The sequence below is a fragment of the Flavobacterium sp. PMTSA4 genome (assembly GCF_032098525.1).
Lineage (GTDB): Bacteria > Bacteroidota > Bacteroidia > Flavobacteriales > Flavobacteriaceae > Flavobacterium > Flavobacterium capsici.
In genome coordinates, this window is sequence record NZ_CP134890.1 from 2,467,306 (window position 1) to 2,492,980 (window position 25,675).

The 25,675-nt window shown below is 31.5% G+C and carries 24 protein-coding genes; 8 read left to right on the top strand and 16 right to left on the bottom strand.

From position 1 onward, the window contains the following. Nucleotides 1–30: 30 nt before the first annotated feature. Entirely contained in the window at nucleotides 31–2,436 is a 2,406-nt protein-coding gene (locus RN605_RS11270) for an efflux RND transporter permease subunit (protein WP_313324868.1), read from the bottom strand. Nucleotides 2,437–2,601: 165 nt separating this feature from the next. On the opposite strand from RN605_RS11270, the gene RN605_RS11275 reads away from it, so the two are divergent. Continuing rightward, entirely contained in the window at nucleotides 2,602–3,780 is a 1,179-nt protein-coding gene (locus RN605_RS11275; protein ID WP_313324870.1) for a cation:proton antiporter domain-containing protein, read from the top strand. On the opposite strand, the gene RN605_RS11280 is transcribed toward RN605_RS11275, so the two are convergent. The 4 genes from RN605_RS11280 to RN605_RS11295 form a co-directional block, all read right to left on the bottom strand. Continuing rightward, entirely contained in the window at nucleotides 3,769–6,249 is a 2,481-nt protein-coding gene (locus tag RN605_RS11280; protein ID WP_313324871.1) for a DUF5686 family protein, read from the bottom strand. The genes RN605_RS11275 and RN605_RS11280 overlap by 12 nt on opposite strands. A gap of 95 nt (nucleotides 6,250–6,344) precedes the next feature. Beyond that, on the bottom strand, nucleotides 6,345–6,905 hold the full coding sequence (gene frr, locus RN605_RS11285) for a ribosome recycling factor (protein ID WP_313324873.1): 561 nt from the start codon (nucleotides 6,903–6,905) through the stop codon (nucleotides 6,345–6,347). 72 nt (nucleotides 6,906–6,977) lie between these two features. Then, nucleotides 6,978–7,685, bottom strand: coding sequence for a UMP kinase (pyrH, locus tag RN605_RS11290; RefSeq protein WP_313324874.1), 708 nt, complete (start codon nucleotides 7,683–7,685; stop codon nucleotides 6,978–6,980). 67 nt (nucleotides 7,686–7,752) lie between these two features. Continuing rightward, entirely contained in the window at nucleotides 7,753–8,532 is a 780-nt protein-coding gene (locus RN605_RS11295) for a patatin-like phospholipase family protein (protein WP_313324876.1), read from the bottom strand. Between the two features lie 79 nt (nucleotides 8,533–8,611). Between RN605_RS11295 and RN605_RS11300 the strand changes: the two genes are divergently transcribed. Next, a complete protein-coding gene (locus RN605_RS11300) occupies nucleotides 8,612–9,202 on the top strand; it encodes a thioredoxin family protein (protein ID WP_313324877.1) in 591 nt (196 codons plus the stop codon). A gap of 1 nt (nucleotide 9,203) precedes the next feature. Here the strand turns inward: RN605_RS11300 and RN605_RS11305 are convergent, their stop codons facing one another. From RN605_RS11305 to RN605_RS11325, 5 genes are read right to left on the bottom strand one after another with little or no spacing between them, the layout of a single operon-like run. Then, entirely contained in the window at nucleotides 9,204–9,764 is a 561-nt protein-coding gene (locus RN605_RS11305) for a hypothetical protein (protein WP_313324879.1), read from the bottom strand. Continuing rightward, nucleotides 9,754–10,458 (bottom strand): tRNA pseudouridine(55) synthase TruB, encoded by a 705-nt coding sequence (truB, locus tag RN605_RS11310; protein ID WP_313324880.1) that lies wholly within the window; start codon nucleotides 10,456–10,458, stop codon nucleotides 9,754–9,756. The genes RN605_RS11305 and truB overlap by 11 nt, the downstream gene beginning before the upstream one ends. A gap of 6 nt (nucleotides 10,459–10,464) precedes the next feature. Beyond that, nucleotides 10,465–11,274: an undecaprenyl-diphosphate phosphatase gene (locus RN605_RS11315; protein WP_313324882.1), complete on the bottom strand. Its 810-nt coding sequence runs from the start codon at nucleotides 11,272–11,274 to the stop codon at nucleotides 10,465–10,467. Further along, complete coding sequence (locus RN605_RS11320) at nucleotides 11,274–11,516, bottom strand: DUF3098 domain-containing protein (protein ID WP_313324884.1); 243 nt, start codon at nucleotides 11,514–11,516, stop codon at nucleotides 11,274–11,276. The genes RN605_RS11315 and RN605_RS11320 overlap by 1 nt, the downstream gene beginning before the upstream one ends. Nucleotides 11,517–11,555: 39 nt before the next feature. After that, nucleotides 11,556–12,431: a cell division protein FtsX gene (locus tag RN605_RS11325; protein ID WP_313324886.1), complete on the bottom strand. Its 876-nt coding sequence runs from the start codon at nucleotides 12,429–12,431 to the stop codon at nucleotides 11,556–11,558. A gap of 180 nt (nucleotides 12,432–12,611) precedes the next feature. Here RN605_RS11325 and leuS point away from each other — a divergent pair, with 180 nt between their 5' ends. The 3 genes from leuS (at nucleotide 12,612) to RN605_RS11340 (ending at nucleotide 17,949) form a co-directional block, all read left to right on the top strand. After that, nucleotides 12,612–15,473 (top strand): leucine--tRNA ligase, encoded by a 2,862-nt coding sequence (leuS, locus tag RN605_RS11330; RefSeq protein WP_313324887.1) that lies wholly within the window; start codon nucleotides 12,612–12,614, stop codon nucleotides 15,471–15,473. A 588-nt stretch (nucleotides 15,474–16,061) separates the two neighbouring features. Beyond that, nucleotides 16,062–17,165, top strand: coding sequence for an alanine dehydrogenase (ald, locus tag RN605_RS11335; RefSeq protein ID WP_313324888.1), 1,104 nt, complete (start codon nucleotides 16,062–16,064; stop codon nucleotides 17,163–17,165). An 85-nt stretch (nucleotides 17,166–17,250) separates the two neighbouring features. Then, nucleotides 17,251–17,949, top strand: a complete 699-nt coding sequence (locus tag RN605_RS11340; protein WP_313324889.1) for a zinc metallopeptidase — start codon at nucleotides 17,251–17,253, stop codon at nucleotides 17,947–17,949. Nucleotides 17,950–18,009: 60 nt separating this feature from the next. On the opposite strand, the gene RN605_RS11345 is transcribed toward RN605_RS11340, so the two are convergent. The 4 genes from RN605_RS11345 to RN605_RS11360 all read right to left on the bottom strand — a co-directional run bounded on the left by RN605_RS11345 (nucleotide 18,010) and on the right by RN605_RS11360 (nucleotide 21,137). Beyond that, nucleotides 18,010–18,480, bottom strand: a complete 471-nt coding sequence (locus RN605_RS11345) for an Lrp/AsnC family transcriptional regulator (RefSeq protein WP_313324890.1) — start codon at nucleotides 18,478–18,480, stop codon at nucleotides 18,010–18,012. A gap of 102 nt (nucleotides 18,481–18,582) precedes the next feature. Beyond that, nucleotides 18,583–19,956 (bottom strand): saccharopine dehydrogenase family protein, encoded by a 1,374-nt coding sequence (locus tag RN605_RS11350; protein WP_313324891.1) that lies wholly within the window; start codon nucleotides 19,954–19,956, stop codon nucleotides 18,583–18,585. Nucleotides 19,957–20,046: 90 nt separating this feature from the next. After that, nucleotides 20,047–20,373: a hypothetical protein gene (locus RN605_RS11355; protein ID WP_313324892.1), complete on the bottom strand. Its 327-nt coding sequence runs from the start codon at nucleotides 20,371–20,373 to the stop codon at nucleotides 20,047–20,049. A 2-nt stretch (nucleotides 20,374–20,375) separates the two neighbouring features. Continuing rightward, a complete protein-coding gene (locus tag RN605_RS11360) occupies nucleotides 20,376–21,137 on the bottom strand; it encodes a DUF3108 domain-containing protein (protein ID WP_313324893.1) in 762 nt (253 codons plus the stop codon). A 124-nt stretch (nucleotides 21,138–21,261) separates the two neighbouring features. Between RN605_RS11360 and RN605_RS11365 the strand changes: the two genes are divergently transcribed. Beyond that, nucleotides 21,262–21,648 carry a DUF423 domain-containing protein gene (locus tag RN605_RS11365; RefSeq protein ID WP_394853511.1) on the top strand — a complete coding sequence of 129 codons (387 nt, stop codon included), beginning with the start codon at nucleotides 21,262–21,264 and terminating at the stop codon, nucleotides 21,646–21,648. Between the two features lie 79 nt (nucleotides 21,649–21,727). Next, nucleotides 21,728–23,353, top strand: a complete 1,626-nt coding sequence (gene pckA, locus RN605_RS11370) for a phosphoenolpyruvate carboxykinase (ATP) (RefSeq protein ID WP_313324896.1) — start codon at nucleotides 21,728–21,730, stop codon at nucleotides 23,351–23,353. Between the two features lie 57 nt (nucleotides 23,354–23,410). On the opposite strand, the gene RN605_RS11375 is transcribed toward pckA, so the two are convergent. Beyond that, a complete protein-coding gene (locus RN605_RS11375) occupies nucleotides 23,411–24,160 on the bottom strand; it encodes a uroporphyrinogen-III synthase (protein WP_313325839.1) in 750 nt (249 codons plus the stop codon). Between the two features lie 17 nt (nucleotides 24,161–24,177). Continuing rightward, complete coding sequence (locus tag RN605_RS11380; RefSeq protein WP_313324897.1) at nucleotides 24,178–24,843, bottom strand: DUF4271 domain-containing protein; 666 nt, start codon at nucleotides 24,841–24,843, stop codon at nucleotides 24,178–24,180. A gap of 105 nt (nucleotides 24,844–24,948) precedes the next feature. On the opposite strand from RN605_RS11380, the gene RN605_RS11385 reads away from it, so the two are divergent. Then, nucleotides 24,949–25,674 carry a polyprenol monophosphomannose synthase gene (locus RN605_RS11385; RefSeq protein WP_313324900.1) on the top strand — a complete coding sequence of 242 codons (726 nt, stop codon included), beginning with the start codon at nucleotides 24,949–24,951 and terminating at the stop codon, nucleotides 25,672–25,674. Nucleotide 25,675: the final 1 nt, after the last annotated feature.

Sequence of the window (25,675 nt, forward strand, 5' to 3'; positions counted from 1 at the left end):
TTTGTAATGCAAATATAATTTAAATCGTAATTAATTGGAAGTGTTTTCTTCGCTGTCTTCGTGTTCCAAAATATCAATTTTTGGTTGAATAAATTCTTGTTCGTTCGCCAATCTTTTGTTTAATGTTAAAACCAAACATGGCAATAGCATCAGGTTTGATAACATTCCAAAAAGCAAGGTTACAGCAATCAAACCACCAAGAGCAACCGTTCCACCAAAACTTGATAACATAAAGATTGAAAATCCAGAAAACAGAACTACTGAAGTATAAAACATACTCATTCCTGATTCTTTTAATGTGGCAAAAACTGACTTTTTAATTTTCCAATTGTGTTTGGTTAATTCTTGACGGTATTGTGCCAAGAAATGGATAGTATCATCAACTGAAAGTCCAAAGGCAATACTAAAAATTAGTATCGTTGATGGTTTTAAAGGTATGCCGAAATAACCCATTAATCCTGCAGTTATTATCAATGGTAATAAGTTTGGAATTAAAGAAACGACAACCATTTTGAATGAGCGAAACATAAAAATCATTAATAATGAAATTAATAAAACCGCAAATAATAGCGAAGTTACTAAGTTGTTTAATAAGTATTTAGTTCCTTTTTCAAAAACCAACGCTTTTCCAGTTAGACTAACTTTGTATTGATCTGGAGGGAAAATTTCGTTTATTTTTTTCCAAAGTTCGTCTTCTACTTTAGACATGTTTCCAGTATCGATATCTTTCATAAAAGTAGTAATACGCGCAATTTGACCATCAGAACTAACATAGCTTTTCATAATGTCTTTGTCGGTATTTTTACTAGCATTTTTTGCATAACTCAACACAAAACTTTTTTCTTGAGCGGTTGGCAATTCATAATATTCTGGATTTCCATTATAAAATGCTTGTTTAGAATATTTAACCAAACTGACAATTGAAATAGGTTTAGAAAGTTCAGGAATTTTGATAATTGTTTTTTCTAATTCATCAATTTTTCTAAGTGTTGATGATTTCATGACACCTTTTTTTCGCTTGGTGTCAATAGTTATTTCTAAAGGCATTACACCATTAAATTCTTTTTCAAAAAACTGAATGTCTTTAAAAAAAGGTGCTTTTTTAGGCATGTCTTCGGTTAAACTTCCCGAAGTTTTTATTTGTAATGCACCAATAAAACTAATTACAAATAAAGAAACAGCAACAATATAAACTTTGGTTCGGTTGTATCTAACATTTTTTGAAATCCAATTCATGAATTTTTGAGTGTATTCTCTATTCAAATGTTCCAAATGTTTTGCTTTTGGAACTGGTTGATAACTATAGTAAATCGGAATTAAAATAAGGCATAAGAAGAACAAGGCAACAATATTTATTGAAGCAATAAGTCCAAATTCTTTTAATAGTTGACTATTTGTAATCATGAACGTTCCAAAACCAGCTGCTGTTGTCAAATTAGTCAACAAAGTAGCAGTTCCAACTTTAGTAATCACACGTTGTAAAGCACGAGCTTTATTGCCATGTGTAGCATATTCTTGCTGGTATTTATTAGTTAGAAAAATACAATTCGGAATTCCGATGACTATTACTAATGACGGAATTAAACCTGTTAGTATAGTGATTTCATAATTGAATAAACCAATGAATCCAAAAGTCCACATTACACCAATAACAACAATTAATACCGAAATTAAAGTAGCTCGATGCGAACGGAAAAATAAGTAGAAAATTAATGATGTTATGAAAAGCGCTGCGCCAATAAACAAGCTTATTTCATTCAAAATATTTTTAGCATTGAGCGTTCTAATGTACGGCATTCCGGAAACTTTTAAATCAATGTTGTTTTCCTTTTTAAAAGCTTCAATTTTTGGAATAAATGTATTAAGAATGAAATCTTTTCTTTGTGGAGTATTTACAATTTTTTTGTCTAAATAAAGAGCTGAACGAATGGTTCCACTTTTGTTGTATAACAACCCGTCATAGAAAGGAGTTTTTGTGAAAAGTTCTTTTTTTACAGCTTGTAAATATTTTTCATCTTTTGACTTTTTTTGGTCAATAAACGGAACCAATTCAAAAGTTTGTAAACTATCATTTTTTTGAAGTCTTTTGATATTATCTACAGAAACAATTAAGTCGATTTCAGATTGTTTGTTTAAATCAGACATCAATTTTGTCCAATTTTCGAAAACTTTTGGAGTAAATAATTTTTCGTCTTTTGAGCCTATGACAATTAAATTTCCTTCTTCACCAAATTCTTTTAAGAAAGCATTGTATTCTAAATTTACTTCATGGTCATCGGGTAAAAGATTGGCTTCAGTATAAGTAAAATGGATGTTTTTCCATTGAAGTGCTAAAAAAATGGTAAAAACAGCAATTATTGCGAGTATAGTTATTCTTCTTCTAAGTACAATTCCTGCGATAAATTCCCAAAAACCTACTTTTATTTTCTTTTTCATGATAATTTTAAAACGGTTGCAAAGGTAATGAAAACAAGATAATAAGCATTGTTTTTGGGATAGTTTTACTTAATGTTAATAGATGTTAATGTATTTTAATGAAGTTATTTATTTTTAAAAAAAAGCTTTACATTTGAAATCAAACCAGAAAAACCAATAAATTTTATGATTGGCTCTATTGTAATAACTATTTGTGCACTTTTATTGTTGGCATATTTCTTTGATTTAACATCATCAAGGACAAAAATTCCCTCAATAATATTGCTACTGGTTTTAGGCTGGTTTGTAAAACAAATAACTGAAATTCTTCATATTAATATTCCAAGCCTTGAAGTTGCTTTACCAGTTTTAGGCAATCTTGGATTGATACTTATCGTTTTAGAAGGTTCACTAGAGTTAGAATTAAAAAAAGAAAACTATCCAATAATTGCAAAATCGGCTATCATTGCATTATTACCAATGGTCGTTATGAGTTTTGGGATAGCGTACGCATTTTATTATTTTGACCCATTGTTATCGTATAAATCTGCATTAGCTAATGCAATTCCGTTAGGAGTAATTAGTAGTTCTGTTGCAATTTCGAGTGTAAAAAACTTAAATCCAACCAACAAAGAAATTATTACTTACGAAAGTAGTATGTCTGATGTTTTAGGTGTGATTTTCTTTAATTTTGTGACTTTAAATCCCACAATTGAAGCATCAACATTTGGGTACTTTTTTCTTGATTTGGTAATAATTTTAGTTGTGTCATTTGTTGCTACCATTGGATTGGCTTTCTTATTAAGCAAAATAAAACATCATGTAAAATTTGCGCCAATCATCATTTTATTGATTATGATTTACTTCATTTCAAAATTATATCATCTACCTGCATTGGTATTTATACTTTTATTTGGTTTGTTGATTGGAAATTTAGATGAAATGAAAAATTTGAAATTTGTTCAACGATTTCATCCAGAAATTTTAAATAAAGAAGTTCAAAAATTTAAAGAGTTGAATATCGAGTTTACTTTTCTAATTAGAACATTGTTTTTTATTCTTTTTGGTTATTTAATCAAAACTTCAGAAGTATTGAATACTGATACTATTCTTTGGGCAATTGGTATTACGGCTTTTATTTTCATACTTAGAGCAATTTTCTTGAAAGTGGTTCGATTACCATTAAAGCCTTTATTTTTTATTGCTCCTAGAGGTTTAATTACGATACTTTTATTTCTAACCATACCATTGACTCAAAGAAGTCAGTTTATGAATAATTCTTTAATTATACAGGTAATTTTGTTAACTGTAATAGTAATGATGGTTGGTTTGATGTTCAACAAAAAGGAAAAATTAGAATCCTAAATCAAGAATAAAACTTAGTTTTAATGCTAAATTGTCTTCAAATCTGCTAAGTTGATTTGGACCGTAACGATAAAATCCGGATAGTCCAAACCCTTTAAAAATTTTATTTAATTCAATTCCCGATTCAAAAAAACCATTATCTAAAGTTTTGAATTCGATTCCAACATGCTTTTCTGGGTTTTCTAAATTTCCCCAAGCCATTCGGGTAACCATAACTAATTCGGGTTTAACTTTTTTGAAAAGTTCAATACGTTTAAATCCATGTTTTAATTGTAAAAAAACATATTGATTCGAAAAGAACTCATTGAAAAACATGGTTTCAAAACTGTTTTTTCCAGCAATAGTTACACGTTGAAGTAAGTTGTCTTTAGTTAAGTTATTTGGAGAAGTATTGTATAAATGAGTTATTGGCACAGCGCCAAAAGCATATCCAGATTGTACTAAAACAGCTGATTTTTGTCCATTTAAGTATTTTTTTTCAAAATCAATTCTCAAATCAATTTTTCCAAAATCAAAATCATTCTCAAAAAGATTTGGCAATGTCTTAGTAAACTGAAAAGTAAATTTAGGAAACCTTTTTTCAATTTCTAATCTACCATTTGGAGTTTGCATAAAATCACTAAACGGATTCCATTGCAGCGAAACCATTGCGGTTGTAATATTAAAACCCTTAAAAGAAGTGCCGTTTTGTATAAAAGTATAATCAAATAAAGGTTTGATATTGCTATAGGATAATTGCCAAAGGCTTTCAGTTTTTGGAATTATTTTGGTTTCAATTTGTCCTCGCCAAGTTTTATAATTATAAAATGTACTAATGTTGATTGGTCGAGGATCATATAGTTTAAAAACTCTTTTGTCAATAGCAAAAGTTGTACTTGCAATTTCTCGTAAATCATCGGTATAACCAAGGCTAATCCAACTGTTTGAAATTTTTCCAACACGAGTTGAAATACCCAAACTGTATTTTATATTTTCATCTTTCAGGCCATAAGCTGTATAACCATCTAATTTGAAGGTTTTGAATAATTTTTCGTTAGTAACTCCGCCAAAACCAAATCGAAATCCTTCAAAATTATTATAACTAACAAGATATCTCAAATCAACATCTAAAATGGATACTGGAACGTAACCGTTAAATATTTTTCGCCCAAAGCGAATTTTTCTGTCAAGTTTGCGTTCTTCTGCAATACTATCTAAAACTTTGTAGGTTTCAATTCCTCTTTCATCAATTGCTATAGTTCTGTTTTCGTTCCAAAATTCTTCTGATTTTGATGTAGCAGATTCGTTAACACTAACTTTTACAAAACTTTTTTTAATGTTTATCGGAGTATTAATTTCTATATTATTAATGTTAGTTTCGGATAGCAAATAAGTGAAATTTGTGCTTTTTTTGGTTTTGTTTTCATCGTCATCGGCTTCAAAAACAATTCTTCCACCAAGGAAAGATGTTCGTTCTTTGCTTTTTCCTTTACTTATTTTGAATGTTTTTTTTGATGGAAACCAAAGTTGGTATTCAGGCAAAAAAACAAAATCATGAATTCCAGTAATATCAATCACACCGCGAATTCTCATAACCGCTTTGGCAATAGCAAAATTTTGAGAATCTATATATAATAAACCTTCAAGACCTTTTTTCTTTCTGTTATTTTTAAAATAAATTAGAAAAACTTCACGATTGTCAATATAGGTTGTATCATTTATAGTAAAACTATATTCAGAAAGCGAATTTGCAGAAATTGGACTTTTATAATTGGTTTCAAAAAGTTCATATTTATCGTCATAGATAGAAAAAGACTGTAGGTTAAAACCAAACAACTCATAAATTGGTTCTTTGAAACCAGCCATTTTTGAACCGATAATTGTTTCTTTTAAAACAGGATTTGAAAATTGAAATTTTGAAACTTTCTCTGCTAAAAAAAGATGTTGCTTGTCTATTATTTTTTTGAATTTGAATTCGGTTGAGTCAATTTTTTTTAATTCTTTTCCAAATTCTTTTTCTACAAAAATGCTGTCAATTTTTCCTTGAATAGAATCAGGATTGGTAGAAACTATTAATTTGTTGTAGGTGTTAAATTGAAAAGAGTTTAATTTTTTCTGAGGATTGTTTTCGTTCTTGGCAGCAATAACTTTTTTGATAATTGAATTTGCTAAATTTCGACTATTGATAGTAATCGTTTTAAGGCTATCTATTTTTGGTTCCAATAGAATACTATAATATTTTTTTGAGGAAATTAAAATCTCTTTTGAAGAATAGCCAATGTATTGAATCGTTATTGAATTGATTTTTTTTGTTGTAGAAATTTCAAATTTTCCATCAACATCAGAGGTAAAAGTTTCATTATTGTCTAACTTGATAGTAGCAAAAGGAAGCGCTTTTTTTGTCTTAAAATCTTTTACAATTCCACTAATTTGCTGTTGTGCTTGTATTGACAAACAGGAAAATAAAAGGAAAAGAAAGATGTTTTTCATCAAAAAATTTTTTGCAAAAATAGGAATAAAAAAATCCGTCTAGTTCAACTTAAGAAGTTTTTAACTAGACGGATTTTTAAAGGTTTATTAAAAGATTAAACTTTCATAATTTCAGCTTCTTTTATTGCTAAATGGTCATCAATTTTTTTGATATATGAATCGGTTAATTTCTGAACATCGTCTTCAGCTGTTTTACAGATATCTTCAGAAGTTCCTTCTTTTTCAAGTTTTTTAATTTCTGTATTGGCATCTTTTCTTGAATTTCTGATACCAATTTTTGCATCTTCTGCTTCAGCTTTTGCTTGTTTAACTAAATCGCGACGTCTTTCTTCAGTTAATGGCGGAACGCTAATTATAATATTATCGCCATTATTCATAGGATTAAAACCAAGATTGGCAATCATAATTGCTTTTTCAATAGGTTGTAACATTGCTTTTTCCCATGGAGTAACTGTTATCGTTCTTGCATCTGGCGTATTGATATTGGCAACTTGAGAAAGTGGAGTTTGAGAACCATAATAATCTACAAAAACACCACCAAGCATTTGTGGAGTTGCTTTTCCTGCACGAATATTTAAAAATTCTTTTTCTAAATGCGCAATAGTTCCATTCATGGCTTCTGCTGTGCTGTCTAAAATAAATTCAATTTCTTCCATTTTTTATAAAGTTTTTAGTTGCAGACTTGGTGTAAAGTTTAAAATTTTTAAAATTTCCACAAAGACTCTAAACTATATTTTAACAGTTGTTCCAATATTTTCTCCTTTGCAAATCTTTGATAGATTTCCTGATTTGTTCATATCAAAAACTACAATAGGCAGTGCATTTTCTTGACTTAAAGTAAACGCTGTTGAATCCATTACATTTAAACCTTTTTTGATAACATCATCAAAAGTTATTTCTTCAAATTTCACAGCATTTGGATTTTTTTCTGGATCAGCATCATAAATTCCATCTACACGTGTTCCTTTTAAAATTACATCAGCATGAACTTCAATTCCACGCAAAACAGCTGCTGTATCTGTCGTAAAATAAGGGTTTCCAGTTCCTGCTCCAAAAATTACAATTCTTCCTTTTTCAAGATGACGAACTGCTCTACGTTTAATGTAAGGTTCAGCTATGGCTTCAATTTTTAAGGCAGTTTGTAAACGAGTCAACATTCCTTTGTCTTCAAGCGCACCTTGCAAAGCCATTCCATTTATAACGGTAGCAAGCATTCCCATATAATCACCTTGAACTCTATCCATTCCATTGCTAGCACCAGCAACACCTCTAAAAATATTTCCTCCACCAATAACAATCGCAATTTCTACTCCTTGGCTATGAATTTCTTTAATTTCATCAGCATATTCGGCTAATCGTTTTGGGTCAATTCCGTATTGTCTTTCACCCATTAAAGCTTCACCACTTAGTTTTAGTAGAATTCTTTTGTATTTCATTTTTCTTAGAAGTTGTATTTTGTTGTGCAAATATAGTTATTAAATAATTTTATGAAATAAATTTATTTTACTCATTTAATTCTTCAAATGTTTTTTTGGCGGCGTTATAACCAATTTCGAAAATCGTATTCATTTTGGTTTTACTAGTTTCAAATGTACTAAAATGGCTTAATTCATGTGGTTCGATGATGCAGTCGCAAAATTTAAATTTTGGAATGTTAGAGTTTGCATAAAATAAATCGAAAGCTCTAGAAGTGACAGACTTTATTGATTTTAAATTATCGTGAGTTATTTTTTCTAAAGGACTAACATAAATACCAATATTGAAATCACATTTTTCAGATAACAAATCAGATGGAAAGTGGTTTAAAACACCACCATCACAATAAATAGAATCTTCAATCACATAAGGCGAAATCATGCCAGGAAATGCAGATGATGCTAAAAGCGCATCAGTAATTTTTGTTTCTTTTGAAAATATTTTTAATTCACCTTTAACCATATCAGTTGCCGTGATAAATATTGGGATTTTTAAATCATTTAAAGTTGCATCTTTAAAGATATCATCAAAATATTTTTTAAACGAACTTGAATCGATAATTCCGGGTTTTCTTAGTGTTAAATGCTTCCAATGAAAAAAATAAATTGATTTAAAAAATTCTAAAATTTCTTCAGGTGATTTTCCCCAAGAATACAATGCTCCAATGATTGCACCAGCACTTGTTCCTGCAATAAAGTTGGGTTTGATGTTTTGTTCTTCAAGAAATTTAATTGCACCAGCTTGAGCTAAACCTTTTGAACCACCGCCAGATAATGCAAAACCAATAGTTTTTTTGGAAAAATCCATGTGTATAAGTTGAATTGTAATATTTGTTACAAATTAGGCTTAAAAATAACATTAAATTTGCAATCTAAAATAGAAATAAATGAATCCAATTATAGAAAAAGCCTTAGAGAAAAGTTTTACTTATAAAGAATATAGAAATTACATTACTCAACTTTTTAAATCAAACAAGGTTACCGGAAACGAGCAATCAGAAGATTTATTGCACTATACTGAGTTAAATGAAGCTCGAATGAATCGATTAGAAAAAACAATAAATGTTACTGATGAAAATAAGTTAAAATTAGAAAAACTTGAGAAAGATTATTTGTGGTTGGTAATTTCTGAAGGTTGGTGTGGCGATTCTGCTCAAATAATTCCAGTTATCTACAAAATGGCTGAAGTTTCAGATAAAGTTGAATTGAAAATTGTGTTTCGTGATGAAAATGATGATTTAATGAATCTTTTTTTAACTAATGGTTCAAGATCAATACCAAAATTGATTATTATTGACAAAACTTCAAATGAAGTTGTTGGTGAATTTGGACCAAGACCAAACGATGCAAAACAACTGATTTTAGATTATAAAGTAGTAAATGGAATTGTTGACGAAACCGCAAAAATTGAACTACATAAATGGTATACTCAAGATAAAGGAATCTCAACTCAAAAGGAAATAATGAATGTAATATGAATTAAAACATAATGTAGTTCAGCCCTACACTAAAACTGCCAATTCTTTCAGGGGTAATTTTAGAAAAACCATACTGGCATAATTCAATATAAATTCCAAATCCATTTTCTTCGTCTTCAATTCCTAGACTTATTTTTTTAAAGGTGCCAGATAGTTTGTCACCACTGATTGATAAAGCTCTGCCATATCCTGCTTCGCTGGTAATTCGGATGTCTTCAGTAATTCTTGGGCTCAGTCTTAATGAACCAAAAAGTGGAGCAACAACTAGACATCTGTTAGCTTTCCAGTCAATACCTATGTTCATTCCAATTCCAATCCATTTGTCATAATGAGAACCAATACATGCTCTTAAACTTATTCCATCTAATAAAAACCATGGTTCCTCTTCGCCAGTATATTCGTTTATTTCACCAGCGTATTGATTTACTCTTAATGGAGATGAAAGCTCAAATTTGCTATAAAAAGATTTTGAATCGTGATAGTGCTTTTTTTGTTTTTCCTCTTCTTGTGAAAAACCAATTTGCCAAAGCAAAATGAATAATATTAAAAACTTAAATTTCATTTGAAATTAAATTTTGTTCAAATTCCTTGGGAGTTAACCCATTTTCAACCGAATAATCACCAATTTTAGTTCTTCGTAATACAGAAAGATAAGCGCCAGAATGTAGCGCTTTTCCAAAATCATAAGCCAATGAACGAATGTAAGTTCCTTTACTGCATTTTACTCTGAAATCAATTTCAGGCAATTCAATTCTGGTAATTTCAAATTCGTAAATCGTGGTTTTTCGTGATGGAATTTCAATGGTTTCTCCTGCACGAGCATGTTCGTATAAGCGAACGCCATCTTTTTTTATGGCTGAAAAAATAGGTGGTTTTTGATTTATTTCACCTAAAAATTTTTCGGTAGTTTTTTGAATTAATTCTGCTGTAATATGCTCAATGGGGAATTTTTGGTCTATTTCAGTTTCTAAATCATAACTAGGCGTTGTTGCTCCAACAGTTATCGTTCCAGTATATTCTTTGGCTTGACCTTGAATTTCATTAATTTTTTTGGTGAATTTTCCCGTGCAAACAATTAATAAACCAGTTGCCAATGGATCCAAAGTACCAGCATGCCCAATTTTGAATTTTTTCGGCAGATTATACTTTCGTTTCAAAAGATATTTCAACTTGTTTACCGCTTGAAACGACGACCAAGTCAATGGCTTATCGATTAAAAGAATTTGACCTTTTTGAAAATCTTCAGAAGTTAACAAAATTGATTATTTTATAAAAGAAAAGTAAATTAAGAGTAACGAGCCAGCAATTATTCTGTAATAACCCCAAGGTTTGAAACCATATTTTTTTATGATTCCAATAAAAAATTTAATAGCAATAACCGCAACAACAAAAGCTATAATATTGCCTAAAAGGAATAGTTTTAAATTATCGTTAGATTGTGTTAAAAGTTCATAACCTTTTAATTGTGAAACTTCATAAGTTTTTAAAAACAAAGAATACACTGTTACGGCAAGCATGGTTGGTACAGCTAAGAAAAAAGAAAATTCAGCAGCGGTTTCTCTTGTTAAACCTTGTTGCATTCCGCCAATAATTGATGCTGCACTTCGGCTTGTTCCTGGCATCATGGCTAAACATTGCCAAAAACCAATTTTTACTGCTTTTTTTATGGTAATATCTTCTTCATTAGCAACTGTTGGCGAATGAAATCTTCCATCAATGAATAATAAAATTATACCTCCAATTATCAATACAATTGCAATTGGGATTGGATTTCCTAGAACAGCATCTATTTTATCGTCAAATAATTTACCTAAAATTAAGGCAGGAACTACTGCGAAAGCCAGTTTTATGTAAAAATTAAATTTAGTAAAATCAAAAAACTTTCTCCAGTACAAAACAACTACTGCGAGAATGGCTCCAAACTGAATGGCTACTTGAAATAATTTTACAAAATCATCTTCTTGAATTCCAAAATAGGAACTTGTAAAAATCATATGAGCTGTTGAAGAAACAGGCAAGTACTCTGTTAAACCTTCAATAATTGCAATGATAATAGCTTGTAAAACATCCATTATTTCTTGTTAGGATTTTTAAAAATAGCGTAAATCGTGATTCCAAAACCAATTAAAACTAAAGTTGGCGCTAAACGAATTCTTCTAAAACTGAAAATATCTTCTTTCCAAACGTTTGGATTATCGCTTCCGCCGCCAGACATTAATATAAAACCAAGCATGATTACTCCAATTCCAGCTAATAGAATTTTATAATTTAGTTTTTCGAAAAGAAAGTCAGGTTTGTGTTCGCTATTTTTCATAGTATTTTGAATTATTTCAACAAAAGATTGCTGAAATTATTAATATAAATCATCGGTTCTTAAATTCAAAAATCGCTGTGTTGCAAAGAAAGTACTTATCCAAGGTATTAGTGCACCAAGTACAAATACACCAGCTAAAACTAAAGCAGTTTCTACTTTATCTCTAAGAATATTTAGATTAGGGAAATTGATTTCGATGTAAGCTAAAACGCCAATTAATGCAATAACAGCAATGAAAGCTCCAATTAATCCTAGCATCATACTTCTTCTGATGAATGGCTTTCTGATAAATGCTTTTGTTGCGCCAACCAACTGCATAGTTTTTATAATAAATCGATTAGAATAAATCGATAATCGCATCGAACTGTTGATTAATAAAACCGAAACAAAAGCAAAAATTCCACTGATGATTAAAATCCACATACTGATTTTTTTCACGTTGTCGTTTACCAATGTTACCAATTGTTTATCGTAAACAATATCTGAAATCATTTCATTTTTTCGCAAACGGGTTTCAATTTTCTGAAAACTTGCATTGGTTACAAAATCAGCTTTTAAGTGAATATCAAAAGAATTTTGAAGCGGATTCACTCCTAAAAACTCCATAAAATCTTCGCCTATAACTTTTTTGTGTTGTTCCGCAGCTTCTTCTTTGGTTACGTATTTGAAATCTTTTGCAAAAGCAGCAGTTCTTAATTCATCATCAAAAGCTTTAATAATAGAATCATTAGCTTCATTTTTAAAGAAAACAGTCATTACAATATCCTCTTTAAAATTATCAGAAATACGTTTTGAGTTAATAACAAACAATCCCAAAATTCCTAAAAGAAAAAGCACTAAAAAAACACTCAATACCACTGAAAAATAAGAAGTGATTACTCTGCGCTTTTGAAACTTTTCAAATGATGAAGCCATAAATACTGATTTGATGCTGTAAAAATAATAAAGAAAATTGTTTTTATCCTTTATAACCCACAAAGTTTTAACTTTATTATAATAAATGTAAATTTGCGCCTGATTTTTAGTTTCAGGTTTCAAGTTTGTGTCATCACTAAAACTTTAAACTCTTAAACTCATAAACTTTTAAACTCGCTAATGAAATACTTCCACGAACAAATTGAAGCCAAATGGCAAGAATATTGGGCAAAAAATCAAACTTTTGCAGCTTCCAATAACTCAGCTAAACCCAAATATTATGTACTCGATATGTTTCCTTATCCTTCGGGTGCAGGATTGCACGTTGGTCATCCGCTTGGGTACATTGCTTCAGATATTGTAGCGCGTTATAAACGTCACAAAGGGTTTAATGTTCTTCATCCGCAAGGTTATGATTCGTTTGGTTTGCCAGCAGAACAATATGCTATTCAAACTGGGCAACATCCCGAAAAAACAACTCGTGAAAACATTGCTCGCTACCGTGAACAATTGGATAAAATTGGTTTTTCGTTTGATTGGAGTAGAGAAGTGCGTACTTCAAACGCCGATTATTATAAATGGACACAATGGATTTTCATTCAGTTGTTCAATTCGTGGTACAATAATGATACTGACAAAACCGAAGATATTTCAACCTTAGTTTCACTATTTGAAAAAGAAGGAAACGCTACTGTAAATGCTGTTTGCGATGACAACATCGCATCTTTTTCTTCAAACGAATGGAATGCTTTTTCTTCAGATGAACAACAAAAAATACTATTACAATACCGATTAACCTATCTGGCAGAAACCGAAGTAAACTGGTGTCCTGCTTTAGGAACGGTTTTAGCTAATGATGAAATTGTTAACGGCGTTTCGGAACGTGGTGGTCATCCTGTAATTCGTAAAAAAATGACTCAATGGTCGATGCGAATTTCTGCTTTTGCCGAACGATTATTACAAGGATTGAATGACATTGATTGGACGGAAAGTTTGAAAGAATCGCAACGAAACTGGATTGGAAAATCAGTTGGAGCAATGGTAACTTTCAATTTAAAAGAAAGCAATCATAAAATAGAAGTTTTTACTACTCGACCTGACACTATTTTTGGGGTTACGTTTATGACTTTAGCGCCAGAACATGATTTGGTTGCAAAAATTACAACTCCAGAACAAAAAGCAGCGGTTGAAAGTTATATTGAAGCGACTGCAAAACGTTCGGAGCGTGAAAGAATGGCCGATGTTAAAACCATTTCAGGAGTGTTTACTGGTGCCTATGCCGAGCATCCATTTACCAAAGAACTAATTCCGGTTTGGATTGGCGATTATGTGTTGGCAGGATATGGAACCGGTGCTGTAATGGCAGTTCCATGTGGCGATGAGCGCGATTATGCCTTTGCTAATTTCTTCAAAGGAACGAACGGAATGCCTGAAATAAAAAACATTTTCAATCAAGACATATCCCAAGAAGCATTTGCTGCTAAAGAAGGCTTTGAGTTAGTAAACTCCGATTTCCTAAATGGTTTGGGTTACAAAGAAGGAACCAAAAAAGCCATTGAAGCGCTTGAAAAACTAGGACAAGGAAAAGGAAAAACCAACTACCGTTTGCGTGATGCCGTTTTCTCAAGACAAAGATATTGGGGTGAACCGTTTCCGGTGTATTATGTTAATGGTTTACCGCAGATGATTGACAGCAAATATTTGCCAATCGTATTGCCAGAAGTTGAAAAATACCTTCCAACCGAAGATGGACAACCGCCATTGGGCAATGCAACCACTTGGGCTTGGGACACAAAAGCAAACAATATTGTTAGCAATGATTTGATTGATAACACAACTATTTTTCCTTTGGAATTAAACACTATGCCAGGTTGGGCAGGTTCTTCTTGGTATTGGATGCGTTATATGGATGCGCAGAACGATAACGAATTTGCAAGCGAAGAAGCCTTGAAATACTGGCAAAACGTAGATTTATATATAGGAGGAAGCGAACACGCTACCGGACATTTATTGTACTCTCGTTTTTGGAACAAGTTTTTAAAAGACATAGGTTTTGCACCAACCGAAGAACCCTTCAAAAAACTGATTAATCAAGGAATGATTTTGGGGATGAGTGCATTAGTTTATAGAATTTCAGGCACAAATAAATTTGTTTCAAAAAATTTGAAAAATGATTATGAAACAGAAGAACTTAGAGTTGATGTTAACATAGTTAATGCATCTGATGAAATTGATTTAGATAAACTAAGAAATTGGCTGCCTGAATTTAAAAATGCGGAATTCATTACCGAAAAAGGTAAGTATATAGTTGGTAGAGAAGTAGAAAAGATGTCAAAAAGATGGTACAACGTTGTCAATCCAGATGATATTTGTAATGAATATGGCGCCGATACCTTGCGTTTGTATGAAATGTTTTTGGGTCCGTTAGAGCAAGCTAAACCTTGGAATACGGCGGGTATTACAGGCGTTTATGGTTTCCTTAAAAAATTATGGCGTTTGTATTTTGACGACAATGGGTTAGTGGTTACTAACGACGAACCAACGCCAGAAATGTATAAATCATTACACAAAACCATCAAAAAAGTAACCGAAGACATCGAGAATTTCTCATTCAACACCTCTGTATCGCAATTCATGATTTGTGTGAATGAATTATCACAATTAAAATGCCGTCATCGTGCAATATTAGAACCATTGGCTGTTATTATTTCGCCTTATGCGCCACATATCGCCGAAAATTTATGGATGTGGTTAACTTTAGGCAAAGAGGTTATAAATGAAGATTTGCCTAAAGATTATAAAGGAATTTCAGAAGTTGCTTTCCCAGAGTTTGAAGCCAAATATTTGGTAGAAAGTGAAAAAGAATACCCAGTTTCATTCAATGGAAAAATGCGTTTCACCATTAAGTTACCTTTAGATTTGACACCTGCACAAATTGAAGAAATCGTAATGAAAGACGAGCGCACTATAGCGCAACTGGCAGGCAATATACCAAAGAAAGTAATCATCGTTCCGGGTAAAATTATCAACTTGGTAGGATAGAATTTTTTATAACACTATACTAAAATCCAAATCTGTTGAAGATTTGGATTTTTTTTTGCTCAAAAACCCCTTTTAATACGTTCTGAACTGGTTTTTACACGTCATATAACATGTTTTTGGTGGTTTCGGACTGGTTTTAATACGTTGGTTAACGTGTTTTTACTGGTTCCGAAATGGTTTTTAGTGGTTCTGAACCTATTAAAAGTGGTTAGTTAACCTAATAAAAGTGGTTAAGGAACGTATTAAAAGTGGTTGGTCAACGTATAAAAAGTGGTTCAGGACGTGTAAAAAGTGGTTGGCTAACGTATTAAAAGTGGTTCAGGACGTATAAAAAGTGGTTCAGGACGTATAAAAAGTGGTTGGTTAACGTATAAAAAGTGGTTCAAGACGTATTAAAAGTAGTTCAGAACGTATTAAAAGTGGTTTTTGGAACTTTTTTTGGGTTTATGCAATAAATGAAAATAGGGGGTATATTCAATTAAATATAAAATTTTAAACTAAACTGTTAATTTTTTAGGGGGTTATTTTGTGAAAAAATGTATATTTGAACATGAATTTATAAAAAATAATAGGGTAAAATTAAAAAATATGAAAATAGGTGTCCCAAAAGAAATAAAGAACAATGAAAGCCGCGTTGGTATGACACCCGCAGGTGTTTTCGAACTGACAAAAAACAATCATATCGTTTTTATACAATCAACCGCGGGCGAAGGCAGCGGTTTTTTTGATGAAGATTATCAGAGCGTTGGCGGTATTATTTTGAAAACTATGGAAGAAGTTTACAGCCTTGCCGATATGATTGTGAAGGTGAAAGAACCTGTAGAATATGAATATCCGTTGATTAAACCCAATCAAATTATTTTTACCTATTTTCATTTTGCTTCAAGCGAAGAACTCACCTTTGCAATGCTTAACAGCAAAGCCGTTTGTATTGCCTATGAAACGGTAGAAGATGCCGAAGGAACATTGCCTTTGTTAACCCCAATGTCGGAAGTTGCAGGACGAATGGCCATTCAGCAAGGCGCTAAATATTTAGAAAAACCTATAAAAGGAAGAGGTGTTTTGCTAGGCGGAGTTCCGGGAGTTCCGCCAGGAAAAGTTTTGGTACTAGGCGCAGGAGTTGTAGGTGTTCAGGCAGCAAAAATGGCGGCTGGTTTGGGAGCACATGTTACGGTTTTAGATACTAATTTAAAACGTCTTCGTTATGTAAATGATATCATGCCATCGCACGTGGTTACAGAGTTTTCGAGCGAATATAATATCAGAAAACATATTAAAGACCACGATTTAATTGTGGGTGGAGTTTTAATCAAAGGTTCAAAAGCACCCAAATTGATTACTAAAGAAATGTTGAAAGAAATGCGTCCGGGAACCGTAATTGTTGATGTTGCCGTAGACCAAGGTGGATGTTTTGAAACTACCGTGCCAACCACACACGAAAATCCTACCTATATTATAGACGATGTGATTCATTACTGTGTTACCAACATGCCAGGCGCAGTTCCTTATACTTCAACTATGGCATTAACCAATGTAACGTTGCCTTATGTATTGCAATTGGCAAACTTTGGATGGGAAGAAGCTTGTCAAAAAGATTTGTCTCTACAAAAAGGATTGAACATCGTACAAGGAAAATGTGTTTATAGAGAAATCATTGAAGCCTTTGAGTGGAGCGAAAAATTAGTACCTTAAATTTTGACAACTTGTCATAGAGAATAATTTGGAATATAATTTGCTGTATTTTTTGTAAATTTAAAACAATTAAAAAAAACAAAAAATGATAGGATATTATATACTCTTGGGATTAATTGCTTTAGTGAGTTGGGCAGTAAGTTCAAAATTAAAAAGCAAGTTTGAAGAATATTCAAAAGTACATCTGCGTAATGGAATGAGTGGTGCAGAGATTGCCGAAAAAATGCTAGCCGACAACGGAATTTATGATGTTAAAGTAATTTCAACGCCAGGAAGATTAACAGACCATTACAACCCAGCGGATAAAACAGTAAATTTGAGTGAAGCGGTTTACAACCAAAGAAATGCTGCTGCAGCGGCCGTTGCCGCTCACGAATGTGGTCATGCGGTGCAACATGCTACGGCATATAATATGTTGCAATTGCGTTCGCAATTAGTGCCAATTGTAAATGTTTCATCCACTTTATCACAATGGTTAATTATGGGTGGATTGATATTAGGAATTGCCAGTAAAGGTTTTTCATTTGGTTACATCATTGCAGTTATTGGTTTAATTTTAATGGCTTTTGCAACTGTTTTTTCATTGATTACTTTGCCTGTAGAATATGATGCAAGTAATAGAGCTTTAGCTTGGTTGAAAAATAAAAATATGTTGAGTCAGCAAGAATATTCAGGTGCCGAAGATGCCTTGAAATGGGCAGCCAGAACGTATGTCGTTGCTGCAATTGGAGCAGTAGCTTCAATGCTGTATTGGGCATTACAAGTTTTTGGAAGAAGAGATTAAGAAAAATAATTAAAATAAAACCGCAACTAATTGTTGCGGTTTTTTTATTCTTTTTAAGTTCTACACTTGAATTTGTCTTTCGATTTGTTGTTCCAAAGAAATAAAAGTTTCAGTTCTGGAAACACCATCAATAGGTTGGATTTTTTTGTTGAGTAATTGCATCAAATGTTCGTTATCTCTACAAATGATTTTGATAAGAATACTCCAGTTTCCCGTAGTATAATGACATTCTAGTACTTCTGGAATTTTCTTTAATTCTCTAACGGCATCAGCATTGCTAGAAGCTTTATCAAGATAAATACCAATGAAAGCCATCGTTTTATAACCCAAAACTTTATTGTCAATAATGAATTTGGAACCCGCAATAACACCAGCATCTTCCAGTTTTCTTAGTCGTTGATGAATGGCAGCACCAGAAATCCCAATTTTATTGGCAATTTGAAGAATGGGTTTACGTGCATCTTCCATCAAGTCACGAAGAATTTCTTTATCAATACCATCAATTTCTATTTGTAGCTGATTGATTTTCATATTTTGTTATTTGAAAGCAAAAATAGCAATTTAGTTACTATTTTTAAACAAAAAAACCGAAATCGGTTAAGATTTCGGTTTATAAAGTGTATTTCTTTTAAATTAATTTCCCATCAATTTATCAGGATTGTATCCAATATAAGGCATTTCGATTTCATTAAAAATAACGCCAAATTCTTCCAGTTCGTTAAGAATAGGTTCATATACTTCTTTTTTAATTGGAAGTTGCACACCAGGCGTTTTAATTTTTCCATTCAATATTTGCAAAGCAGCCATTGCTACAGGTAACCCAACTGTTTTTGCCATGGCGGTATAGGTTTGGTCATCGCCAATACACACCATTTTAGAGTCTATTTGTTCTTGTTTGCCATTTAGTTCGTAGCCAAACTTGTGATACATTACAATCATGTCTTTATCATTAGGTTCTAAAGACCAGCTTTCGGTTAGAATTTTTTCAAGCATTTGTGCAGGAGTAGCATTTTTTAAACCAATAATTTTGGTAGCATTAAATAAATCCAACTCTAATAATTTCTCCCACATAATGTCATCTTGCTCGATGCCAAGTTGCATACGGGTTTTAATTTCTACAGAATCTGTTGGATGATAAGGTAAAAACGAATTGATGAAATCACGATAACTCATGTTTTCTGAATTTTCCATCACATAAGTATCATCAGTCATACCAAGTTGTACAAACATATTCCAGGCTTTCGAAAAGCCAACACGACGAATCGTACCACGATATAAGGTTAGAATATCGTCTAATCCATAAACACTTCTGTATTTTAAAGAATCTCTGTTGCCATAACCTTCAAATTTTCCGTAACCTTCAACATGAAGAAATTCGGTTCTACGGAATAATTTATGGTATGGAATGTATTTGTATTTTCCTTCCTGAATAAATTTTGCTGCTCCACCTTGACCTGCTAAAACTACATTTCGTGGTGCCCAAGTAAATTTGTAATTCCAAAGATTTGTGTCGCTTTCTGGAGCAACCAATCCACCACAAAATGATTCGAATAATAACATTTTTCCACCTTTGGCTCTGATTTCATCAATCACTTTCATTGCACTCATGTGGTCAATTCCTGGATCCAAACCAATTTCGTTCATAAAGACTAAATTGTTTGCTTTTACTTCGGCATCCAAAGCTTGCATGGCATCAGAAATATAGGAAGCGGTAACCATATTTTTCTTGAAAGTCACACAGTCTTTTGCGACTTCAATATGCATATGCGCAGGCAACATCGAAATAACAATATCTGCTTTTTGAATTTCCTCTTGTCGCTGAGAAGTGTTGTTAATGTCTAAAGCAATAGCCTTGGCATTTGGATGATTGTTGGTCTTCTTTTGTGCTAATTCTAATGATAAATCACCAATTGTTATTAGGAGATTTTCTTCTACAGATTTATTTAAAAGATATTTTATTAGTGATGATGCTGAACGTCCGGCACCTATGATTAGTATATTTCTCATTCCAAGATTTGTTGTTGAGGCAAATGTATGAAATTGGGATTAAATCATTAAAACAAAAAAGCACTCCTGAAAAAGTGAGTGCTTTGGTGTTTATTCTAATTCGTTTTCGAGTTCTTCCAATTCTTTTTTAGCTTCTTGTTTGGTTTCAACTTTTTGCTGTTCAAACTTTTGGTCAACTTCTACTTTGTCTTTTATGAAAACTACTTTTAGCAAAACAATAAATGAACAAATTGCACTTAAAGTCAATAACCAATTAGGTAATCTTCTTTTATTTTCCTCTGATTTTTTAAGTAATAACAGACTAAAAATTAAAGCTAAACCTATTGGTAAAAAGGCAATTGTTCCCATTGGGAGAATTGTAAAAGCTATGGAAAGAACCAAAAACAGTATTGCTAATATTAAAAATATTTTTTTCATGATTAAATTCCGGTTGCTGAGGTTAAAGCTAACTGTCCAGTTCCAACAGGAATGCTAAATTGTAAAAATGCTGGAATCTTTTTGGCATCAGCCGTTAGCCAAATTAAGTTTTTATCTTTTCCTCTTAACGCATCGGTTTTAGCACCAATAGATATTTTGTAGCATTCTTTTTTACCAAGATTACCTGCGTTTACAGTTTCTTTACCCATAAATTTCAAGGTAACTGGAATTTCTGTTTCATCAAAAACTATCATCATTGATTGAGTTTGACCTGCTTTAAATTTAGAAAAATCTATTGTTCTAACTTTGTATAAAAGAGAAATTACGTCTTGTGTATTGGCGCCAATGGTAAATGTTTTTTGGCTTTCAGGTTGGTTTTTTTTGTTTACCGTACTTTTTACATTATTTCCTTTAAAAGTATATTTTTCTTTTTTAGTATATCCACCTTCATCAATGCTCCTTTTATATAAACTTGGTTTTAGTGTTGCTGGATTTACATAGGACTCATAAATATCTCTGATTTTAAAGAAAGAATCCCATTTGGTATAGGTTGACAATTCACAAGAAAGATGTAGATAATTGTTTTTTGAAGTAGTTACATTTTCTGTTGACATAGTTACTTGAGCAATCTGAGTCATTAAACCACTCATGTTATAGGAACCAGCATAAACTAGTTTTTCTCCTGATTTTATTTGTGCAGAATTGTTGTCTGAGTAAGAAGATAAAAGAAAACTAAAACAAACAATTATAAATATCTTTTTCATAAAAATAAATTAGAGTGCAAATATAAAACTTAGGTTGTGTTTTTTTATAAATAAATACTAATTGTAAAATGAATTTCAACTAATAACGAATAAATTTGCAGAAAAGTATTTTTATATGTCATCAATTAATACAAAAATCAACCGAATTGCATCTTTTTTTGGAGTTACTGCAATTATTTTGGGTGCATTTGGAGCACATGCTTTAAAAGAAAAATTATCAATAGAACAATTAGCAACCTTTGAAACAGGTGTAAAATATCAAATGTATCATGCCTTGTTTTTACTCTTTTTAGGCTTGCAAATTACTTTCAATGAGAAGTATAAAAAGATAATATTTTACTCTATTTCTTTTGGGGTTTTATTTTTTTCGGGATCAATTTATTTGCTTGCTACTGGAGAATTATTAGGGTTAGAGTTAAAGTTTTTAGGCCCAATTACACCAATTGGCGGGCTATTTTTAATTGTTGGTTGGAGTTATTATTTCTTGAACTTCATCAAGAAAAAAAATTAATTTTTACTTAACTACAACGTTGTAATAATTAATTTTTAACTTTGTAGCCTAAAAATATTTCAACACAAACTAAATTTCAATGGAGAACTACGCTCAAATTACGAAATCGATTTCGTTAGAAAAATATGGTATCAAAAATACCTTTGAAATTATCCACAATCCTTCTTACTCTCATCTTTACAATGAAGAACTTTCGTCAAGATTAACAGGTTTTGAAAAAGGTCAATTAACAGAACTTGGAGCAGTAAATGTAATGACAGGAGAGTTTACAGGTCGTTCGCCAAAGGATAAGTATTTTGTTAAAGATGCAATTACTGAAGATTCGATTTGGTGGAATTCTGATAAAGCTGCCAATGATAACAAACCTATTTCACAAGAAACTTGGGATGCTTTAAAAGAAACTACAATTAATCAACTTTCAAATAAAAAGTTATATGTAGTTGATGCTTTTTGTGGAGCTAATGAAAATACCCGATTAAAAGTTCGCTTTATTATGGAAGTTGCTTGGCAAGCCCATTTTGTAAAAAATATGTTCATCCGACCTACAGAAGATGAATTGGATAATTTTGGAGAACCTGATTTTGTGGTAATGAATGCTTCAAAAACAAGTTTTAAAGATTATGCGGCACACAATTTAAATTCAGAAGTTTACATAGCATTTAATTTAACCGAGAAAATTCAAATTATTGGTGGAACTTGGTATGGTGGCGAAATGAAGAAAGGAATGTTTGCCATGATGAATTACTATTTGCCATTACAAGGAATTGCATCGATGCACTGTTCAGCAAATAAAGGAAAAGATGGTGATGTTGCTGTCTTTTTTGGATTATCAGGAACAGGAAAAACTACTTTGTCAACTGATCCAAAACGTGAATTAATTGGTGACGATGAACATGGTTGGGATGACGAAGGAGTTTTCAACTTTGAAGGCGGATGTTATGCAAAAACAATCGATTTAAGTAAAGAAAACGAACCTGATATTTATGGAGCAATTACTAAAGATGCATTGCTTGAAAATGTCACAGTCGCTGATGATGGAACCATTGACTTTAAAGACGGAAGCGTAACTCAGAATACCAGAGTTTCTTATCCAATTTATCATATTCATAATATTGTTAAACCAATTTCAAAAGCAGGTCATGCAACGAAAGTAATCTTTTTAACAGCTGATGCTTTTGCAGTGATGCCACCCGTTTCAAAACTTACTCCAGAACAAACTCAATATTATTTCCTTTCAGGATTTACTGCAAAGCTAGCTGGAACTGAACGCGGAGTTACTGAACCACAACCAACATTTTCAGCTTGTTTTGGAAAAGCATTTTTAACACTACATCCAACAAAATATGGAGAAGAGTTAGTTAAGAAAATGGAAACACATAACGCAAAAGCTTATATGGTTAATACTGGATGGAATGGAACAGGAAAACGTATTTCTATCAAAGATACTAGAGCAATTATAGATGCAATTCTTGATGGTTCAATTGAAAATGTTGAAACTAAAACTATTCCTGTATTTAATTTTGAAGTTCCGATTCATTTGCATGATGTGAACTCTGCAATTTTAGATCCTAGAGATACTTATGAAAATAAAAATGATTGGGAATCTAAAGCAATTGATTTGGCGTCAAAATTCATAAAGAATTTTGAACAATATACAGATAATTCAAAAGGGCAAAACTTAGTAAAAGCTGGACCTCAATTATAAAATTTGAATAACCAACCTAACCAAAAGAAAATGTCCCGAATTTGGGACATTTTTTATTTATTTTACTTTGTTAACTTCGTTAATATACTTTTCCAAAGCCATTGTCATACTTGGCGTTTCTGGTGTTGGTGCAAGAATATCAATGCGTAAGCCATGATCTAATGCTTCTTTTTGTGTAGTACTTCCAAAAACAGCGATGCGAGTATTATTTTGCTTAAAATCAGGGAAATTTTTAAAAAGCGATTTTATTCCTGTTGGACTGAAAAAAGCCAATACGTCATAATAAACATCTGCTAAATCAGATAAATCACTCATTACAGTTTTGTAAAAAGTTGCTTGTGTCCAATCAACTTTTAAATTGTTTAATGTCTGTGGAACATCAAAATTTAACTGGTCTGAAGCGGGCAATAAAAACTTTTCGTCTTTATATTTTTTGATTAATGGAGACAAATCGGCAAAGTCTTTTTGGCCAACATATATTTTACGCTTTCTATAAATAACATACTTCTGAAGATAGAAAGCAACTGCTTCTGATTGACAAAAATATTTTAAATCTTCTGGTATTTTGTAACGCATTTCATCAGCAACTCTAAAAAAATGGTCTACAGAATTTCTGCTCGTTAGAATGATTGCGCTATAATTGTTTAGGTCAATTTTTTGAGCTCGAATATCTTTTGCGCTAACTCCTTCAACATGTATAAACGAACGAAAATCTACTTTTACTTTGAGTTTGTTTTGCAATTCAAAATATGGTGAATTTTCTACTTTCGGTTCTGGTTGAGAAACCAAAATTGTTTTCACTTTCAAATTTGACATAGTAGTTTCTATAGTTTTGTAATCAAATAATATATGAAATAATAGGGCGCTATTTCAAGAGCGCAAAGATATAAAATAAAATAAAAGAAGTTACCAATAATTAAGTTTTGATAATTCTTTAAAGAAAACAGATATGTAACCAAATTAATTAACAAAACGATAACTATTACGTAATAAATTAACGATTCTGCAGAATTTTTGTGATAAAACAAGAAAATAGATATTGGCAACAAGAACAAACTGACGAAAGTTCTATAACTTACTTTCTGCAGATTGAATTGTTCTATCAATTCTTCAAAGTTAAAAGTAGTGGCAATTATTTTCTCTATTAAGAATTTTGAAAGTACAAAAACACTAAAAAAAGTTGCTATTCTTAAAAAGCTAATCCAATCATATTTAGATAAATAGCCAAAATGGTCTAGTGTAATTTGAATAAAAAATGAAATAGATATAATTTGAACAATAAAAAGTAATATGGTAAATCCACTCATCAAATGTGAACTGTCTTTATATACTTTAATATATTTATCAGAAACTAAAATTTTTAAAAATTCACTAAATCTTGTTTCAAAGGCAGTTTTTGTAACGGCTATTAGTAATAAAGAAAAGACAAATAAAAGTGTTGCCCAATCTTTGGGTTCAATTATTCTCGGACTTATTACAGCTTCTAACATTGATGCAAAACTACTAATTTTTTATTTTCTAACTTTATTATAAATTTATTAAGATGCTACTTTAATAAAAAGAGTATTTTTGCCTAATAAAACCCATTCAAATTTATGACTTGCGGCATTGTTATTATTCCAACTTTTAATGAAATTGAGAATATAGAAAGCATTATTCGTGCGGTATTTTCACTTAATAAAGTTTTTCATTTGTTAGTTGTGGATGATAATTCACCAGACAAAACAGCCGAAAAAGTAAAAGAATTGCAAAAGGAATTTCCAGATAAATTATTTTTAGAAGTAAGAGAAAAGAAATCAGGTTTAGGTACAGCATATGTTTATGGATTCAAATGGGCATTGAAAAGAGAATATGATTTTATCTTTGAAATGGATGCCGATTTTTCACACAATCCTAATGATTTAGAAAAATTATACAAAGAATGTAATGAAAATGGAGCTGATGTAGCTATTGGTTCACGTTATGTAAAAGGTGTGAACGTGGTTAATTGGCCATTAAGTCGTGTTTTACTTTCCTATTTTGCTTCAGTTTATGTTAGAATGATTACTGGAATGAAAATAATGGATACCACAGCTGGTTTTGTGTGTTACAGACGAAAAGTGCTTGAGACCTTAAAATTAGATAGAATAAAATTTATTGGTTATGCTTTTCAAATTGAAATGAAGTATCGAGCTTTTGGAAGAAATTTTAAAATACATGAAGTTCCAGTAATTTTTACAGATAGAACAAAAGGACAATCCAAAATGAGCGGTTCAATTATAAAAGAAGCCGTTTTTGGAGTAATAAGTTTAAGAATCAGAAAGCTCTTTAATCGATTATAAG

What these genes read in the sequence shown, in the direction of transcription:
- RN605_RS11270 (WP_313324868.1), bottom strand. Translation starts at nt 2,436, where the DNA reads ATGAAAAAGAAAATAAAAGTAGGTTTTTGGGAATTTATCGCAGGAATT.
- RN605_RS11275 (WP_313324870.1), top strand. Translation starts at nt 2,602, where the DNA reads ATGATTGGCTCTATTGTAATAACTATTTGTGCACTTTTATTGTTGGCA.
- RN605_RS11280 (WP_313324871.1), bottom strand. Translation starts at nt 6,249, where the DNA reads ATGAAAAACATCTTTCTTTTCCTTTTATTTTCCTGTTTGTCAATACAA.
- frr (WP_313324873.1), bottom strand. Translation starts at nt 6,905, where the DNA reads ATGGAAGAAATTGAATTTATTTTAGACAGCACAGCAGAAGCCATGAAT.
- pyrH (WP_313324874.1), bottom strand. Translation starts at nt 7,685, where the DNA reads ATGAAATACAAAAGAATTCTACTAAAACTAAGTGGTGAAGCTTTAATG.
- RN605_RS11295 (WP_313324876.1), bottom strand. Translation starts at nt 8,532, where the DNA reads ATGGATTTTTCCAAAAAAACTATTGGTTTTGCATTATCTGGCGGTGGT.
- RN605_RS11300 (WP_313324877.1), top strand. Translation starts at nt 8,612, where the DNA reads ATGAATCCAATTATAGAAAAAGCCTTAGAGAAAAGTTTTACTTATAAA.
- RN605_RS11305 (WP_313324879.1), bottom strand. Translation starts at nt 9,764, where the DNA reads ATGAAATTTAAGTTTTTAATATTATTCATTTTGCTTTGGCAAATTGGT.
- RN605_RS11315 (WP_313324882.1), bottom strand. Translation starts at nt 11,274, where the DNA reads ATGGATGTTTTACAAGCTATTATCATTGCAATTATTGAAGGTTTAACA.
- RN605_RS11320 (WP_313324884.1), bottom strand. Translation starts at nt 11,516, where the DNA reads ATGAAAAATAGCGAACACAAACCTGACTTTCTTTTCGAAAAACTAAAT.
- RN605_RS11325 (WP_313324886.1), bottom strand. Translation starts at nt 12,431, where the DNA reads ATGGCTTCATCATTTGAAAAGTTTCAAAAGCGCAGAGTAATCACTTCT.
- leuS (WP_313324887.1), top strand. Translation starts at nt 12,612, where the DNA reads ATGAAATACTTCCACGAACAAATTGAAGCCAAATGGCAAGAATATTGG.
- ald (WP_313324888.1), top strand. Translation starts at nt 16,062, where the DNA reads ATGAAAATAGGTGTCCCAAAAGAAATAAAGAACAATGAAAGCCGCGTT.
- RN605_RS11340 (WP_313324889.1), top strand. Translation starts at nt 17,251, where the DNA reads ATGATAGGATATTATATACTCTTGGGATTAATTGCTTTAGTGAGTTGG.
- RN605_RS11345 (WP_313324890.1), bottom strand. Translation starts at nt 18,480, where the DNA reads ATGAAAATCAATCAGCTACAAATAGAAATTGATGGTATTGATAAAGAA.
- RN605_RS11350 (WP_313324891.1), bottom strand. Translation starts at nt 19,956, where the DNA reads ATGAGAAATATACTAATCATAGGTGCCGGACGTTCAGCATCATCACTA.
- RN605_RS11355 (WP_313324892.1), bottom strand. Translation starts at nt 20,373, where the DNA reads ATGAAAAAAATATTTTTAATATTAGCAATACTGTTTTTGGTTCTTTCC.
- RN605_RS11360 (WP_313324893.1), bottom strand. Translation starts at nt 21,137, where the DNA reads ATGAAAAAGATATTTATAATTGTTTGTTTTAGTTTTCTTTTATCTTCT.
- pckA (WP_313324896.1), top strand. Translation starts at nt 21,728, where the DNA reads ATGGAGAACTACGCTCAAATTACGAAATCGATTTCGTTAGAAAAATAT.
- RN605_RS11380 (WP_313324897.1), bottom strand. Translation starts at nt 24,843, where the DNA reads ATGTTAGAAGCTGTAATAAGTCCGAGAATAATTGAACCCAAAGATTGG.
- RN605_RS11385 (WP_313324900.1), top strand. Translation starts at nt 24,949, where the DNA reads ATGACTTGCGGCATTGTTATTATTCCAACTTTTAATGAAATTGAGAAT.